The organism is Autumnicola edwardsiae, from assembly GCF_031846505.1.
GTDB lineage: Bacteria > Bacteroidota > Bacteroidia > Flavobacteriales > Flavobacteriaceae > Autumnicola > Autumnicola edwardsiae.
In genome coordinates, this window is the sequence record NZ_JAVRHP010000027.1 from 1 (window position 1) to 18,233 (window position 18,233).

Here is an 18,233-nt window from a genome sequence, read left to right on the forward strand (position 1 = left end):
AGATCGACAATTATAAGACGACCTGGTTTGAGTACATCCCTCATCATAAAGTTGTCATCGATGTATTCTCTTGCAAAACTTAACTTTTGTCTTGCTAGGGCTTTTTGAGAGTTACTGAGAAGCTCCGATTCTTCCACGCTTTGGGCAAGACCTTCAATCGTAATATTTGATCTATGCTCTTTCATAATGGCCTTTAATTGCCGAATATATGTAGAATCATTTCCCAGAGCTCCAAGAATAAACATCCAATCTTGAACATTTAGCTCTTTAGAATTAAAAGCTATTGGTTTCACTTCTATAGATGGATATTCTAACTGCCTTTCATCAACCTTGTCCTTTGGTGTTAGAATAATTACGTCGTCTATTGAATTAGGTTCTGCGCCATATTTCTCTTTCAGTTTTTCCAGTTCCCTTTCTTGATCATTATCATAAATCATCGAAGTAAATTCCGGTTCATAGTCCATACTTTCGCTATAGTGAAATATTACACCAGCAAGTGGTGAAGGAAGCTGATTAATCTTATTAAACTGTTTCAAAACCATTTCAGATATAGTTCCAATTGTATAACTTTTTCCCCCGCCCTGTACTCCAAATAAACTTATAGTATTTGTCTCACTTAAATCAACTGCTATTTTCTTTTGAACGATACTTTCACCTAATATTCCGAATTGAGAACTTTCAGAGGTTTTGCCAATAAGTATATCATAATCGGGAGTAATATGTTCTATTTTTTCATTGGAGTCTTTTGATTTTTCAGCATTATCAGATATATCAATCTTGCCAGATTCTCTTTCTTCCTCAGCAGCTCTATTCAATTCTTCCTCGTGTGGAGGGTAAGAGTTAATTTTATATTCAGTTTTATTAGCGTCTTTTTGGGCTTCAACATTATTCTCCTTTTCTACTTCAGAAACATCCTCAAAGCTAGGCTCCATTTTAGATTTAAACTTTTGAATAAAGGGTTGGAGTTCATTTTTATTCCCAAAAGCTTCATGAAGGTCCTTATCTAAATCTCCTTCTTCTAGTCTTTTAGTGTTAAGATCAGAGTCTGGATCTAAAATATCATCAATTAATTTACCACCAAAAGTAAAAAATACAGAGTCGTGGTCAAGTACAACTTTTTTATGCCGATCATTAGCGGCAAAATCAAATATTAACCCGAGACGTTTAAACCGAAGTGTGAACCCAGAATCTAGGTTTTGCATAAACTCCAGATACTGATTGTATGCTTTATTAGATAGATAATTATATCTGTTGGCTCTTTCTAAGTAGAAAGATAATAAGGATTTCAATTCTTTATTTTTGATTTCCCTATCTAGACGATCAAAAGAATTGTTATATTCTGGGTCAAAATGAGTTCTAAGAGCTTCAATTGTATTTTCAATTTGATCAAGCATTTTTAATCGTAGGGCATCTTTTTCAGTTTCTCCCAACGCTTTTCTGCATTTGATTTCGATTACAGAAATTAATATTTCTTTTTTCGATGGGTTCATAGACACTAAGAGGTTATCAGCTCTGGACCTGCTACCCGAGGGGAGGTTTTCAAATAAATTCTGGTGTAGGTCTATTGGAATTAAAAATGCTTCCTCTAACATCTCCTTCTTCTCTAAAACACGTTTGGTAAAGGCCGACCCGATTACTTCAAAAGCTTTGTTTTTTGTTGAATTTAATTGAAGTACTAAAGAACTACTTACAGCTCTCAAATCTTCTAATAGAATTTTGATTTTTTGTTCATCCTCCTGATTATGGATATCTAAATTAAATTCCTCAAAATGAGGTCCCAATAGTCCTAATATTTCCGAAGTAGGGCGAGTGGTTAAATAGGATGATATTCCCAGGGTTTCTTCCCCCGGCACATAATCTAACAGGAAAGGAATTTTACCATCTTTTGAAGGTTGATCAAATATTTGAGGTCCGAGATTTTTGTCAAATGTAACTACCCAATCAGAAAAATCATGTAAATGTGTTAACAATACCTTGTCTTTATCATTCAAGCGTAGTTGAGTGGAAGGAACAGATTCGGTATATTTTGAAACTAATGCACCACTAATAAAGCTTTGGATATTATCAAAAAGCTTGATACCATTTACACCTGTTTTGTCATATTGAATTGGTAGTTTATTACCGCTAATAAAGCTATTCCATTTAATTTGAGAACCATTTTCACTTACTATAATCGTGGAATCTGCTAACAGGCCATTTAAGTAAAAATTACGATCATCTTCATTAGGCTTAATTAATTCTGTTGTAATAGGAAAGGGGCTTACTAAAAAACTTAAATGAGATGTAAAGCTTGAAGGTTTTTTTAAAAAATCGCTGATATTATTAATTGAGAAACGAAGTTTAGGAAACAACCGATTTCGGGAAGGTTGAGAAAAGGCCTCGGCTTCTGGAGTTATATTTGATTCTGGGTTAATTAATGCCTTCAAAGACTCACCGTGTTCGATAATTTTATCATCACCTTTAAAGATGCGGACTTCATAATTGATATTTTCAAAATTCTTTTCTTTCTCTAATTCTACAAATGCATTTGAAAATACATCTGCATCGCCTGCGTTGAAAAGGTTGATAACTAGTTTATCTATGTAAGGATGTTGAGCTAAATAATTCTTTATGTGACGAATAACTAATTTCAGGCTTAAATCCGTTTCTACATAATTATCTTTAGTTATATTGAATAATAGCCTTAAATAATGCTGCAACTGCCGCGATATAGAAGTCATTCCATTTTTTGGCTCTTTAGATACTGTGCTTAGATATAGACCCCAGCCAAAAGATAATTCTCCGTTATAATTGAAAGGCTTTAACGTGTTAGAGTCCAAAAGTACCTGCTGATTATTTTCTGGAGATAGCTGTCCAATAAAAAGATCCTCTAATTGCTCAGACCAAGATTCCTTATGCCCAGAAAATTCCTTGGTTTTTCTTTCCCAATCTGCAAAAACCTCAAGCAGTTGTAAAGTCCAAGCTAGTCTCAACGGATGTAAAGGTGAAACAATAAGTGCTTCGATTTTATTACCATCAGGAAGTTTGCTCTTTACGCGAGCTACATCTATCATCTGTAGTTCCACCAAAAATTCTTTAAGCTTGGTTTGTTCTTCCAGTTTTATGTTATTGTTTGCAAGTTGTTTTTTTAATTTAGTTGTCCATTTTGTATAAGAATCTATGTATTCTTTTATTTGATCTTTTAAATTGAAAATATCCGCAGTTTCAAATATCCCGTTCCCATTTTCATTTGAATTGAGAATAGATTCAAAAACTTCCTTGCGTTTCTTTAAGAGGGATTTAGGAACTATTTCGCCTAACGGGCTTTCTACAAATTCAAGATTTTCAAAACCGATGGCCAGTTTATTCCCTTTTAATGTTGATCGCACATAACCTATTCTATCAGCATTTGTAAGAAAAATGTTTTCTATCTGCCGTAATTTAGTTGAAACATTTACCTGGTAGTTATGCTTATCGGAGTAGTTGATGTGAAACGTAGAAGAATGTTTTTCTTTACCATCGTTGATCCAGACATTGGATGATTCAGAAGGCTCGGGTATATCAAAATCTTCATCATTTTTTAAACCACTTATTCTATATTTAAAATAAGCCTGTAAAACATTATTCAACTTGTCTTTTCTTTGATCTTCATCACGTTCAATCGCTTCTTCGATTATGTAATCAAAATCTTCCGAGTCACAAGTAAGTTTGTATGGGAATGAGCTCTTTTTTACTTCCTCATTTTCTCCTTTTTTAATCTCCCAAGCTTTTTGAATCTTATTATCCTTAAATTCATCATTTGCATTCAGCATATTTCCGTGCTCGTCCTCAGCCAAAACTTTAATAAAATAAGATCCTTCTTCAATGATATTAGGATTGAGTTCAAGAGTCGCATCACGATAGGGTCTATTGGAAATTGAATTCTTTATTTTTCTAAGAACAGTAATTTCCTCACCACTACTACCATCAACCGCCATTAAGATAATCCTGAAAGATTTAAGGTCCTTTATATCTTTCGGTTTGGGATATGTGTGAAAACGCACTCTTAACTTAGCAACCTTCTGTTGCTCTGCATAAAGAACATTTGTGCCATCTTCTACTTTTAGGTCGCTTGATTTAATCTCATCTAACACGAGTTTAATATGAGAGAAGTCTAAATCTGGAATAGGCCAATTCTTAAAATTTAGATGTTTATATTGCTGATGAATTGATTGACAGATCTCAATAGAACTCTTAACATTTTTTTCATTTTTCAAAAAGTCTACAATATCCTTTTGAACCGAATCATTTTCTAAATTTAAATCTGATATGCGATCGTATAGAGGTTTATTAAAAGCAGAAATTAATTCTACATTTTCACGATTAAAATTAAGCCGAGATCTTATTTTTTCCTTTTTATCCATAAGGATTTCATCTGGAATTAGGGATAGATGATGAAGTTGGTTTCCAACCTCTTTTTCCTCGTAGCGCAATTCCTCCAAAGCAATTAAATAATCGATAATTTCTTTGTTAGAAGGATTCAGATAATTTATTACGTCATTAATTATATTATCTGCAATTTTATCTGGAATTTCATCAATTAAGGATTGAACCAATTTCTGTTCAATTCCGTTCAAAGAAATTTCTTTAAAAGTGGCATTTCCATAAGAGTCCTCTGCAGCAGTTCTGCTACTAGACGGTATGAGAATAAGTAGTGGTTTATTTTGCTTATTACGTAATTCGATAAGCTTAGTCGCCGATATATACCTATCTCCAGTTTTACCTTCAGATATTATGTAAATGTCTAAATGAGTATAGGCATCTTTTAAAAGATCATACAAAAATTCCAATTCATTAATACCCAATCCAGTGATTTTCATACAGTGACCTGCAGATGCATTTTGAAAGTCTTGCTGGTGAAGTTCGGTAATAAGGCACGTAATTTTTTTGTAATATGTATTTATTGCAGTTGATTGCATTCTTTCTTTAGTCTTTTAATTCGTAACGAGGACGTATTCTTTGTAAAATATAGGCATCACTCAAATCGTTGTAGAAGCCAATTTGACGTAATTTCATTTTAAAAGATTCTACATTTTCTTTAAAGGCCAAGTGGGTATTGAGATCAGCATCTTTAAATCGTTCTTCTGGGAGCCCATTAATAATAAGCCCATATCGATTTCTTATATTTTCAATCAACTCTTCAATAGAAAGGGTCTTTGTCTTAAACTGATCGTCTTCTGCTTCTAGTACGAGAATTTGAACAATAGTTTCTAATAACCTGGTTCCCAAAACAAATCGCCTAGGATGTTTTTTACTCCGTCCCTGGGACATAAAACCCCGTTCAGTATTCTTTTGAGCAAGATTATCTATAAGCTGAACATGATATTTATATTGATAAGCACCACGAGCTTTAAGTATTAATTGAATATACTTGTCAAAGTAAGTATCTTCATATTTGACCATATCTTTGATGAGCTCTCGGTCATCTTCTTCAAGAGAATTGTAAAGATTATCCCATTGAGTTTCAAAATAAATTTCAAAACCCTCCGGTTTTTCTGACAGAACTTTTAGAGCCTTATCAAGGTTGGCAGAATCATTCTTTTCTAATTTAAGTCTTCTTAGAGCTGCATTTATTTGAAAAGTAGCTTTGACATAATCATAAACACTATTAGTCAAATTTGCTGCATCATCACTGGCAATTTTTGCCATTTTACCTTCATAATTGTCTGTTGCATCAATAACTATATTCCAATGATCAGGACAATATATTGTTCCTTTTTCAATCATCTGAGGCAATAGATATACAAGCTTTTGAACGTAAACGGATAAATGAAATGAGGTAATCGTTTTTAGGTAATCAACAATTACATTTCGTGGGATTTTACGCTTATAAACCAATAATCTTCTTACATCATCACAATACAATTTTGCTTGAGTATCTAATAATGGTTTAATCTGATTAAGTGAACTGTTGGTATCCAAAAAACCAGGATTAAAATTTTTTATGATATGTAAAAGTCCAAGACTGTCAACATCCAAACCATCAGAAATATTGATATTGCTCGTTACGTCATCCCATCCTTCCATAAGGAAGTTTTTAAGATCTTCCTTTACAGTGGGATTCGCGCCAAGCATTAAATATACTTGATCTGCCGTGTTATAGTCTCTGGTTTGCGGGCCATTTCTAACACGATAACTTTCTAGATGAATTGGTCTGAGAGACGATATTTTTTCTTTGTCCAGATTACCCCTATAAACCATATTAGCCAGGTTGCTTCTCAACCATAATTCCGTAGCTTCTTTATTTTCGGAAAAGCCACTTACCAATCCTTCCTTTTCAAGCTTTTCAAAAACTCTTTGAAATGTGTCCAGATCTATATTTTTAACTCTGCTTCGTTGTCTTGGTCTCATTCCATTATGTTTTAGTAACATAAAAAGATTTACTAAGACATTATCAATATTAACAGCTTTTGCATCACCTGCATAGATCAATTCGTTTCTTAAAACACTTTCTTCCTTATTTAATTTTATGGCCATAATTATAATTGCATTGCCGCTATATTAAGATGGTTGTTCGCATTCTTGCTTATTTCGTAGAATTCCATATTATCTCTTGTTACCACTACCTTATTATAGGTTAAGTTTTCAAGGAGGTTCTTGAATATGGTTAGTTCCACAAACTTTCCTCGTAAATCATTGAGTGAAGGACTATATCCCTGTTGTATGAAATAAAGCATTTCAAATAAATCCAAGGAAATAACCAATTCTATATGTGTTTCACGCTTGTGTCTAAAAACCAAACTATCTGGTTCGTATTCTAGATACTTTACTAAATGATCTGTGCGATTAACAAAGAGTTCAAAATCATTAAGATCAAAAAGTCTAAAAGAATCACTGAATGGATCATTTATTTCAGATGAGCTAAGTACTAAATACTTTTGCCAGATAGCTTCATTATCACATCCTTCATTCATCGAGATTGCTCTGGATAAGGATATCTTTAAATCAATCAATGAGTTTTTAGTTATATTCTTGAAGAGGGTATGAAGAAAAGGTTTTAATACGGCTGTGTTTTGATGTCTTTTAAAGTCTGTCCAGCTACATCCCTTATATTTATTAAATTTTATATTTCCTAAATACTCTATACCTTCTAATTTAAGCCGTAAATTATTAATACCTTTGCCTTCTTTCTGAATCAGTTCTTTTAATTGGGAAAAGAAAGTTTTCTCAAAAATGGATTCTAATAAGAGATCACTTTCATCAAATTTAAAATGTGTCTCATGCACTATATCATCATTAGTTTCATATTCAAGTTCAACATCTGAAATACTATTCTCATTATTAACGCTCAGAGCCTCGTGGAAGCTCTGTAATGATTGATATGGGAGACGGTCTTTATAATCTCTAACAAGACCTTCATAAAATTGATGTCTAATAAAAGTTTTCTGAATGCTTTTAATTCTTTTTAATACTTCATCCGTTTGCTCGTGAGCAGGGACCCATATTTTATTCTTGTTAAAGGTTTCTAGTAAATTAAATTCCCGATCAGAAAAGTCCAAATAGTTTCTTTTAACATGCTGACCAAAAAACAAATCGCGGTCCAAATTAGGTATGGAAACATTTCCTATGTCGGTTTCTCTTAACAATTTCACCAAACGATCATTGTCACCAGAATCATTTTGATCTGGATTTGTAATATTGAAATAATACAATTGCCAATATTTTTCAGGTGTGCTCTGTAATTTTGTGTAGACATCATCAACTTCTTCACAACTATGATCACGGGAAATTATAAATGCAATCAAAGATCTAAGATCACGCATGGTAATGTGTAATTCCCTTTTGAGACCTACAGTACGAAGCAACCATTCCATACGAGTAATCACTTCATTGCCCGAAGCTGGGTCATTTAGAGAATCTACATTATACTTAATAAAACACTTATTTGCCAAAGAACAACCTTCACATTTGTTCCATAGACTTTTTTTAGTAAGTGCCTTTACTTGTTGTCTAAAAAGGCTAGATTCTTTATCATCGCTGGCAGTTACAGACCGCAAATTAAGATTGATGATCATCAAACCTTGTGGTAAAATAAAATGCCCCTCTTTATAAAAATACTGATCAATTATATCATGAAGTGACTGATATTTTTCTGAGGTTTTTAAAAACTCAACCAATCGTCCTTCGTTTATGGCGATAATCCTGCCCTCGTTTACATTATTAAAATTTTTCACCCCTTCAAAAGGTTCAAAAAAGTTTTCAAGTACTTGATTGTTTATTTTATCATCCTCATCCTGCGAACCGTCATAGTTACTTTCAAATGAAATGTTGTTTATTTCAAATTCTGCACCGTTCTTATGATTAAAGCGTTTCAGGTTTTTGACGCTTTTCGCATTTTCTATTTTCCTTATAAATGCTGTTTTACCATCACCTGCATTTCCTGTAATTATAATGAGCTTAAAACGGCCATCCAGAATATCCGGAATTAGTCTTCTGTCCAATTTAGAGGGAGAATAAGTAGCTTCGTCATATAGCGAACCGCGATCATTCACACGGGTTCCCCAATTTCCAGATTTGGATTGGCTGTAAAGGGAATTTATATAATCTACAATATCAATGCCTTCCACATCGATTTTATGTGCCTTTAATTTATTGGTGTTATCTTCAAATGATTCTCTTAAGGCGTTATACACCTTTGTAATATTTCCTTCATTGAAATTTCTAGCACCACCTTCCCAAAATGTTTCATTAATCAAAACCTCATTATCAGTTTTAATCAAAACCTTTAATTTGTCCTGAAGAGATATGGAAGATTTATAACCTTCAATCTTTTCTTTAAATTTATTCAGGGAAGAATGGATGGTTTTTCGTAATTCGCCATACTTAGCCATCTCATTTAGTAAACGTATTCTAGTACTGCCCTGGATAATATATACCTCCGTGCGATATTCCTTTTGATCTACTACGATGCCTCCAGTATCTTCTTTATTTTCGGCCAATAAATTATCGCTTCCAATTTCTCTTAAGCGATCCAACATTTTCTTTGCGGAAGAAAACCGGGTTTCAGGCTTTGTTCCTATTGCTTTTAATAAGAAGTCAGCAAATTCTTCTGAAATTCGTGGATTTCCCAGCTTTGGATCTTCTGGAGCAATACTCATTTTAGGAATTCGCCCCTGTGGCCATGGATATCTTTTTGTTACCAATTCATAAAGTGTGATTCCTAAAGCAAAGGTGTCTGCAGAAAGATCCCAATTCACTCTTTGTCCATCGATTAAATCTGGAGCTAAATAAGGGTTTGTGCCAACATAATCCTTATTATCCTGTGTAAGGGACGCTACATTAAAATCGATTAAAACAAAACGCCCATTCTTATCCCATATAATGTTCTGGGGTTTAATATCACGGTGTAGGATTGGCTTTGCTCGGTCTTGAAGATAACTTAAAGCAGAAAGCATATCTTCAGCAAGTTGATAAATTGTATTTATCGGTAAATTAGCATCTGTCCTGGTATAAGTACTTAAATTACCACCGTCCAAAAATTCAGTAGTGGTATAGAACTGCCCATAACGGGTTTGTCCATTCCAAATAAACTTAACGATATTAGGGTGATTTAGCTCATTCAATGCATTGTACTCATCTATAACAGAAGCAATACTAACACTTTCATGAAAAAGCTTAAGCGCAAAATCCCTTCCCTGTAAATCGTGTTTAGCTTTAAACACCCGCGAATACCCACCATGACCAAGCTTTTTAATAATAATGTAATCATCCACGCGATCGCCCTCATTTAAATCATAAGTGTCCTGTTGGGTGGTTGTTGATGATGCGTTTTTTGTCTTAGTATCTTCTTTATTAGAGTTTTCAACCTTTATAGCATCATCGATCATTTTTTCAAGCTCTTCAATACTGTCAATACGCTTGTCGCTATTAGTAAGAATAGTTTTTGAACATACATCATCAACCCACTTGGGTAATGCGCTATTTTCAGCAGAAGGCAAACGTTCTTTCGGTAATTCTCCGCCTAATTTATCGAGTTCAAAAGGTCCTTTAATTGGTTCTTTTCCTGAAAAAAGCCAGGCGATTAAAACTCCTAAGGAGTAAATGTCTGAAGCTCTGGAAGCATCTTTGGCTATTAATTCTAAGGGATGGTAAGGTGTTGCGCTAGACTCATTAATAGTGGGCATTACCGTATAACCATTCTCATTATGATCTGTAAAATAGGATTTACCAAAGTTCCCTAAATAAGCATAGCCGTTGCTTAAAAAGATATTTTCGGGATTAATGTCCCTATGAAAAATATTTTCTTTGTGGGCAGATTGTAAAGCACTCATTACGTTCTTCACAATATTTACGCGTTCATCAAAGGTGAAGGTTTTGTTTCTCACGGCACTACGCAAGGAATCATCCTCCATTAAATCTGTAATCTCATAAAAGAGATGGTTCTCTTCATCTACTTTAAATTCTACAGGAAGAATAAACGGGTTGGAACGTATTTTTTGAAGTGCATTAAATTGATTTTTTATATTTTCTTCGCGTTCCCGTAATTCATCTGGAGATAAGCCTACTACCTGCAGGGCATATTCCTTCACACGTTTGCGTATATTTGAAGTAACATTTTTAGGCTTTACCAGGTACTCTACATAATTATCTGATTCCTGTTTTAAGACCTCAATAATCTCATAACCTTGAATTTCCTTTTTTTCGGTAGGTGATTTCCTGTTTTGTTCGCCAATTAAAAACTGGACGATATCATTTTGAACATCACTAATCGCAGCTTCCCATTTACCTATTTGTTCTGGATCCTGAATATAGTTTATAAGTTTACTGGAAAGTGTAAAAGATAATTTTGCTGCCTCTTGCCATAAGATAGGTTCAAAGGAATTAGGGTAGGAAAGGGTAAGCATGTTTTGTATCCAAGCCTTTCCCCAATCTCTATTAGCGCTTTTTAGCTTTGAAGCCAAAATAGCTGTTTTTTGACGCCCAGTTTTTAGCGGATTTGGATTTTGCCGATCGTTAATATACCAATAGTCATCTGCACCTTCAATGCGCCCTTTCCAGTCTTTGTTCTCAATATTATAAATGGCGTGTGGTGCTACTACAATAAGATCATATTCCCAAAATTGAGTACGATTATTACGTGGATTGGTAGAAGCAATCTCCACATTAGGAATCAAAAAATAAGTATCAGGAAGCTTGACTTCAAGAAAATCTAACAATCGTTTCTCTCCAGCATTTACAACCGATTCAAAATAGGGAGGTTTAATTATTTTTGCCATTGTTCTATTTCTTTTTCTACTAGGTCTATAGCTTCGTTTTCTTTTTTGTCAGCTAATCCACGCTTATCAAATGCATCTAAAACCATCTGTCCTATTTTACTTTTTATCTCAGAACTAGCTATCGGGACACTTAAATTCTTTATAAACTCCCAATTAGGATACATTAAGTTTGTACCGTAAACCTTTGCTCTTAATATTCTAAAACCCGCTGTACTGGATAAGGCAGTAAATAAGTATGCTGCATCGATCTCTGATTTACATTGAAATTTTCCAATCACTTCTGAAAGCAATTTATCTTCAAAATTATTTCTAACAAGAAGAGGTCTTGTAAAAATTTCATTTTCTCCAAGTGTTCCAGCAGAAGGCATTATTAAGCTCCCTCTTTGAGCCGTATCATTTATTGTGATTTCTCTTTTAGCTCGAACTTGTTTAAATTTTTTAGGATTTTGTTTATGAATATCACCTTGTGAAATCAGGTCTTTACCTTTAAAATTTAACGAAGTTATGCGTTTGAATGAGGCTCTTGCTCCCATAGTGAAAGGCTCTTTTAGAAAATTATTTAAGACAACACCTTTTTTAGTAGCCCAATATTCAATTATTTTATTGGCTCGAAACGAATAGTTACGAGCTTTTAAAGAAATTGCAGAAAGATTCGATGATTTTATTTTATATCCAAGTTGAATAGTGTTTTCACTTATATCTAATAGATCATTATCATAATTTAAATTATTCTCGGAATTGAATAATTCATTGGATTTCTGTATTAGGCCATTTGCTTCTTCTCTCAGTCTTGAAGCTTGCTTAATAAGATTGTCTATGGCTAATTGTTCTTTAATAGGAAAAACCGGAATCGGTAAATTTTTAATATGATGTGGCTCAATGTGTTTAACCACTCCGCCATAGCTCGATTGCGTAAGCAAACCATTTCCATATTTTGAAGTTAAATATGCGTATAAAAAACCACCATTAACCTTATTATTGTTTGGAATTATTCTGATTAGGTCATCTGTAACCAAGAAATTCTTGAATCCCTTATTTGTATATACAGTATTTCCCAAAGTTCCTGACCGAGATGTCAAAATCCAATTTTCATCGACCATTAGATTTGCGATATCAGTATATTTTTTTGATACGAATTTCCCGCTATTTAAGTCAGATTTCATCATATCTGAAGCTGTCATAAAAGGATATCCAGTATCCGGATTATGTACATAAACACGTTTGAATATATTTCCTTTGAATATCTCTATAGTTTCTTTTGATAAGCTAGTTAAAGGATAAGGAGATTTTTCTAATTTTATATTGGTTAATGGTCCATCACTCAAATAATAAGATGCGTCTAAACGTTGTCCAGATTCTTTTAGCCAATTATGTTTTACTTTTAGGGTTATCATTTACGACTGGTTTAGGAATTCATTGTAAGCAGCAGTTATTTTGGGTAGATCATCATCCAATTGTTTTAATTTTTCCCATCTTGCCTTTAATTCTTTATCGCCATTTCGTTTCTTAGTTAAATATTTTGTTTCAACATTAAAAAGAATTTCAGCGCCATCGTCATCCCTTAAATGGATAGGATTGCCACGTCTATCTTTGCCTAATTTTTCGGCTATAGCCATAAACACTTCATAATCGTCATCTTTTTCCTGAGCCAATTGGCGCTCTTGTTCAGTTTTCTTTTGTAAAAATAATAAGGAGGCTTGTACACCTACCTGCGGTAAAAAGGCTTCTACTGCCAGGTCTATAGAAGCTAATATTTTAAAACGATCTAGAATCCATTCTCTCACGGAGAGCATATTGGGGTTGCCTAAAATACCATCGGGCAATACAATCGCCATTTTACCGCCTTCTTTTAAATAATCATAGCAGGCTTCTATAAATAATACTTCGGGTGCGGTACTGTATTTGCTCAAATCATATCGAGAAGCAATTTCAGTCTCTACCTTTACCTTGGCGCCAAACGGTGGGTTCGTAAAGATCATATCAAACTTGTCACGGGCATCGGTACCGTATGCATTGTCTATATCTTTCATTTCGCGTAAGCTTTTATCAACAGCATCATTTATTTTATCCACCTCTTTAGGATGTTCCCAATTAGGGTAAGCTAAAGAATTAACGTGAAAAATGTTGGCGTGACCATCGCCACCCATTACCATATTCATCCTGGCGGCCTTTTTAAGGTCTGGATCAAAGTCAAACCCGAAAATACTTCGTTCGGCATAAATACGTACCCGTTCATTTACTTCGGCAGAATTGTACTTCTCTTCTAAGTAAGGACCTTCTAGGTCTGGATAGAGTTCCTTTGTAATCTGTTGACGCACATGATCAAGCACCATTACCAAAAATCCGCCGCTTCCACAGGCTGGATCCAGCACCCGATGATGCTCTTTGGGATCGAGTATATCTACCATGCATTTTATGATATTTCGAGGTGTGAAAAATTGGCCCGCTTCCTGTTTCAAGGTATTACTCACAATGGTTTCGTAAGCCAGTCCTTTTACGTCAACAGAAGCGTCTAAAAATGAATATTTAGCTAATTCTCCTGCAATAAACGCAAGACCTTTATCGGTAAGATCAATGCTTTCATTTCCTTGAAATACTTCAGAGAATATGTTATCTTCTTTAAGTTCGGTAAAAAGACTTTTAATTCTCTTTGCAACAGCTTCCCTACCTTCTTCGGTATTCTGTTCCTTTACTCCAACCCAAAATTTTCTTCGGTAGCTTTCACCATTTGGTAAATCCATAAACCGTCGTTTTTCATCGTAGAGCTTGCAGAAGATCAAGTTGAGTAACTGCCAAAAAGCATCTTTCTTTCGACCTTCATTCGCATAAATATAATCGTGAGAACGTTTAAAAACTTTGATCAATGAATCGTTTGCTGGAGTACGCGTATGTGAACGATCTGCTCTGTCTAGATCTTCTAATGTTTCCCCTTCACCCGGAAAGTCTGATAAATCTATGAAATTATAGTCGTAGCCAATATCATCTAATTCCTTTTGCAGGAAATTATAGCTAGAACCATTCGCCCAAAGGCCAAACTCACAGCTTTCAACCGCGCCCATGGCGTTTTCTAATGTCGCTGCAACACCTTTCTTTTTATCATTGGGTTTTACTTTATCACTCTGTATAACGCATAGGCGTATAATAAAATCCTGCTCATTGGGTTTGTCCTTTTCAAAAATTGCCAGATCGACTTTCTGTTTTTTAGTCTTTCCAGTGTCCGGATCGTCATATTCAATCGTAAAGTTACGTTCCATATCATCCAAGTCGAAACCATATTCTTCATTCAGCATTAAAATAACTGATTGCAAATTAATTTCCTGCGCCTTGATTTTCTTTACCTCTCCCGTAAGGATACAAACGAGTTCGTTATCTTCTAATACTATTTCTTCTTTATTCTTTATAGCTGTAGCCATAGGTATGCTATTATTTTTGGTTTAATCCATTAACTATGTTTTGAATGCTCTGCAACACCTCTTCATAAGAAAGGGATTTATGTGTTTCTATAATTTGATTGATCAATTTACTTTCTTCTTCTTTTTCTAATTCACCCCTTAGAATTTCAAGTATGGATTCTACCGTTTCCATGTGATTTTCCAATAACTCCTGAATATCCTTCCCTAAAAGAACCGCACCCGCCGTGGTATCTTTAAAGGGTTCCTGGCCATAGACTTCATCGTAATACTTGGCGGCGGCTCTTTCTTCGTGAATGGATAAATAGTTTTCTAAAATAAAACCCATATCATCTGCATCTTTATTATTACGCTGGTGGCGATCTTTCCACGCAGTTATTTTCAATATAAAAATACCACTGAGGGTCGCAATTTTGATTTCGGTTTCATCATCTATACGAACCGGCAATGCAGCTTCATTTGCAGCGGTAAATCCTAAAACGGACATTGCCAATTCTTCATTGGGTGGCCAGAATATCTTATGATCACTTTTCATTATTTCTCCAAAAGGGACTATATCCAATTGAAACTTTTCTTTATATAAAAAGCGTTGTCTTTGATCTTTATCTTTGGTGAAGTTCTCTAGCTTTAAGATCTCCTCTTCAACTTTCAACCATTGTTCCCAATGGTTCACCGTTATTGCAATATCAAGATCGTAAGTTAAACGACCAGACTTTGCATCGTGTAATTCCATAATAATATCACGTGCAGTAGCTCCTATCACAAAAAAAGAAATTCCAGCTTCTTTAAAATACTCATTAAGCTCTAATAGAATTGGTTTCAATAGAGGATGCGTAAATTTTTCACTAGATATGCTGTAACTCATTCTTTAATATTTGTTTTGCGGTTTCAATATTTCTGCCAAAACCGCTATTCATTAAATCTGCATATACTAGCAATGCCGGTGCTACCCGGGTATTATTAGCATCGTTTTTCCAGAATTTTTGTAAAATTTCAACTTCACCATTCTCACTTGGAATTAAGCCTAATTTATTTGCCACTTCTGAGAGCTCTAAATCAGTAAAAACGGTAAATTTTTCAGGCCTTAAATTTTCTGTGATAATGGCACCTCCAGGTTCGCCACCCCATAATATTACGCCGTTTTCAGTATTAATATCTATATCAAGCCAATTTTTGGACTGATCTTGATCTACAAAACGCATACGTTTTCTGAGAATACGGGGTCGAAGAACAGCATTGAACTCTACCACCCAACGTTCTAATAGTTCATCCGTGTTTTTAATTGCCCTTTTTTGTTTAGTTTTTAAGAGGTAATTTAACTCTTCAAGCTCGGCCATTACATTACTTACTGAACCAATAGAAACCTCGGCTTGCTCAGCTATTCTTCTGTAGGAATCTTGAAGGTGTTCTGGAGTATTCAATAAATGAAAAATAATTTTCAATCCTGTTTCCTGGAAAGCGCGGGATTGATTGGTTTTATCCTTTTTTGTGTTTTTTTGCCCTTCTACGAATATTGCTAGATCTTTATATTTGATAAATGCATTGCCCCCAACATCTATATAATTAATGCCACGCTCTTTAAGTTCGTGCGTGGCTTTTTTAGATATATACTCAGCTATTAAGATAATAGGCCGATTGTTGTTCTTTTTTATTTCCTCTAACTGAGTTAAAATAAAACCTTGGTTAGATGTCCTAACAGCTGCTTTTGCTTCTACTACAAATTGTATATTTTTTATAGTTAGTAGCGCATCATGATTTTTCCTGTTACTGTCTACCTGAATGGGAATATCTATAAGTTGTTCTAACTTTGAAGTAGCGTCATAAATAAAATCATTGTTACGATACATAGCTCAATGTTCATTATTTTTATGTGTTCAGTGACAATGAACAGTCAAATATAATGAACGTTTTTAAATTTTCAGGTTTTGAATCCGATTATTTTTAGAGAAAAGCAATGGTTTAGAGACTTTTTAAAAGTTTGTAAGGATCAAAATCTTTAAAAAGCTTATCATCTTCTAGAATTAATGGATCTAACCAGTCTGCTTTCCTAAAACCAAAGGATATTTGCTCTTTTATTTCATTTGATAGATTAAGTTTCTTTTCATACTCCATCAAAAATGTTCGAAGTTTCTTAGCTTCATGCCAGAGATCTGACTTTTGTTTAATAAAACGTAGCTTCTCAATTTCTTCCTTTTGTAATTTTTCTCGCTCTTCCTGCCTTTTATTTTCGATGGCTTGTCTCTTTAATCGCTTTTCATTTTCGACTTGCCACTCACGTTCCTTCGCTGCTTGTTTCTCTAAATAATTGATGATGATTGGTAACTTCTCAGCCAGCGTTTTAGTAGGAGTCTCCTGCCACTCTTTTTTTCTAGAATACTCTCCAGTAATTAAACTTAAAAGCCCAAGAGGAACCAATTTACTCGACCGATAACGTGACTTCTCAGTTTCGTAAGCCCTCTTTGATCTTTCTCTCATTCCGATGGCTATCTCTATACCCTCAATCACAATGTAGGCCCGTTCATAACAGAATAAAAAATAATGCCCCCTTGCTTTCATTACTTTAATAAAGGTGTTTAAAAAACAAAGAGCTCTTTTATAAGGTCTTTCGGAAGAGCTTACCCAAATTCTTCCGTAGTTATACCTTTTAGTATAATCCCGAATATTGTTTTCTACCGGATGTTTCTTAGGATTTGCAGATAACATTTCCTGAATGATAGGATCCGGATTTTTAGGTAATCGTTTAGGAACTTCTAGATCGTAATTAATTTGATCTCCATTTATAAAATTAAGTTTTGAGACAGATTTAGATTTCTTCATATTTTTTTCAGTCCGTAATAAAAGTTCAATTTTACCCCTTTCAAAACTTTTAGGTAATTTCCCTTTGCTTATCTCTTTACCATATTTTCTCTTCATCCAATAACCATTGGGAGGTAAAGGAATTTGATATTTAGTGCAGATATTTTTAAATTCCTGGTACGATACTATATAGTTATTGCAAAACCATGAAATACTCTTTTCCCAACACAGGTTAAAAAACTCCTCTCTATTAAATTTAGTGTTCATGATATTGATATTTACTAATGCCAACACATATTGAAGCAAGTTAACTTTTCGATATCATCACCATCAGTTTATTGGTGGTTAATATGAAATCATAATTGAAATAGAAGTATCAGTATTCAGTACCCCATATCTATCAGAACTAACCTGCGCCGGAGCCTATAAAAACAGCATAAGGCACATATTACTTATGTTTATTTCCAGTAAATTTTTGCCTGTTTTCAGGACATTCCAGCATATTTACTGGAAATCTAACACAAATTTCATTACTAAATTTTAAAATAATGTACCTAGCTACTTGATACTTTGACGCAAATTGCGACGTTTTTTCTGGGTGTTTCAAGACATTTGACGCAAAATAGAAGTTCTGGTAGCGAGGTTAATTGTCATTACAATACCTACTTTCTCCTTCCAAATACTGGCAATAACAAAAGAAATATAAAAATTTCTTCCCTTAAACAACATTTACTTATTGTATCTAAAGCGTTTTCCATTTTCCCTGAAATCTAACTTCTGAACATCATTAATC

8 protein-coding genes are annotated in these 18,233 nt (G+C 34.1%); all 8 read right to left on the reverse strand.

Going from position 1 to position 18,233, the window contains the following annotated elements:
• On the reverse strand, positions 1-4,937 hold a 4,937-nt coding region (gene mads8 / locus RM529_RS07055; protein WP_311484054.1), incomplete at its 3' end, for a methylation-associated defense system ATP-binding protein MAD8.
• A gap of 7 nt (positions 4,938-4,944) precedes the next feature.
• The gene (mads7, locus tag RM529_RS07060; RefSeq protein WP_311484055.1) at positions 4,945-6,495 is read right to left on the reverse strand and encodes a methylation-associated defense system protein MAD7; all 1,551 of its coding nucleotides are present in this window, start codon (positions 6,493-6,495) and stop codon (positions 4,945-4,947) included.
• A 2-nt stretch (positions 6,496-6,497) separates the two neighbouring features.
• Complete coding sequence (gene mads6, locus RM529_RS07065; RefSeq protein ID WP_311484056.1) at positions 6,498-11,234, reverse strand: methylation-associated defense system protein kinase MAD6; 4,737 nt, start codon at positions 11,232-11,234, stop codon at positions 6,498-6,500.
• A complete protein-coding gene (mads5, locus tag RM529_RS07070; RefSeq protein WP_311484057.1) occupies positions 11,222-12,628 on the reverse strand; it encodes a methylation-associated defense system restriction endonuclease subunit S MAD5 in 1,407 nt (468 codons plus the stop codon). The genes mads6 and mads5 overlap by 13 nt, the downstream gene beginning before the upstream one ends.
• A complete protein-coding gene (mads2, locus tag RM529_RS07075; protein WP_311484058.1) occupies positions 12,629-14,647 on the reverse strand; it encodes a methylation-associated defense system DNA methyltransferase MAD2 in 2,019 nt (672 codons plus the stop codon).
• 10 nt (positions 14,648-14,657) lie between these two features.
• Positions 14,658-15,509 (reverse strand): nucleotidyl transferase AbiEii/AbiGii toxin family protein, encoded by an 852-nt coding sequence (locus RM529_RS07080; RefSeq protein WP_311484059.1) that lies wholly within the window; start codon positions 15,507-15,509, stop codon positions 14,658-14,660.
• Positions 15,490-16,491: a type IV toxin-antitoxin system AbiEi family antitoxin gene (locus tag RM529_RS07085; RefSeq protein ID WP_311484060.1), complete on the reverse strand. Its 1,002-nt coding sequence runs from the start codon at positions 16,489-16,491 to the stop codon at positions 15,490-15,492. Before RM529_RS07085 ends, RM529_RS07080 begins: the two co-directional genes overlap by 20 nt.
• 112 nt (positions 16,492-16,603) lie before the next feature.
• Positions 16,604-17,707 (reverse strand): hypothetical protein, encoded by a 1,104-nt coding sequence (locus tag RM529_RS07090; protein ID WP_311484061.1) that lies wholly within the window; start codon positions 17,705-17,707, stop codon positions 16,604-16,606.
• Positions 17,708-18,233: the final 526 nt, after the last annotated feature.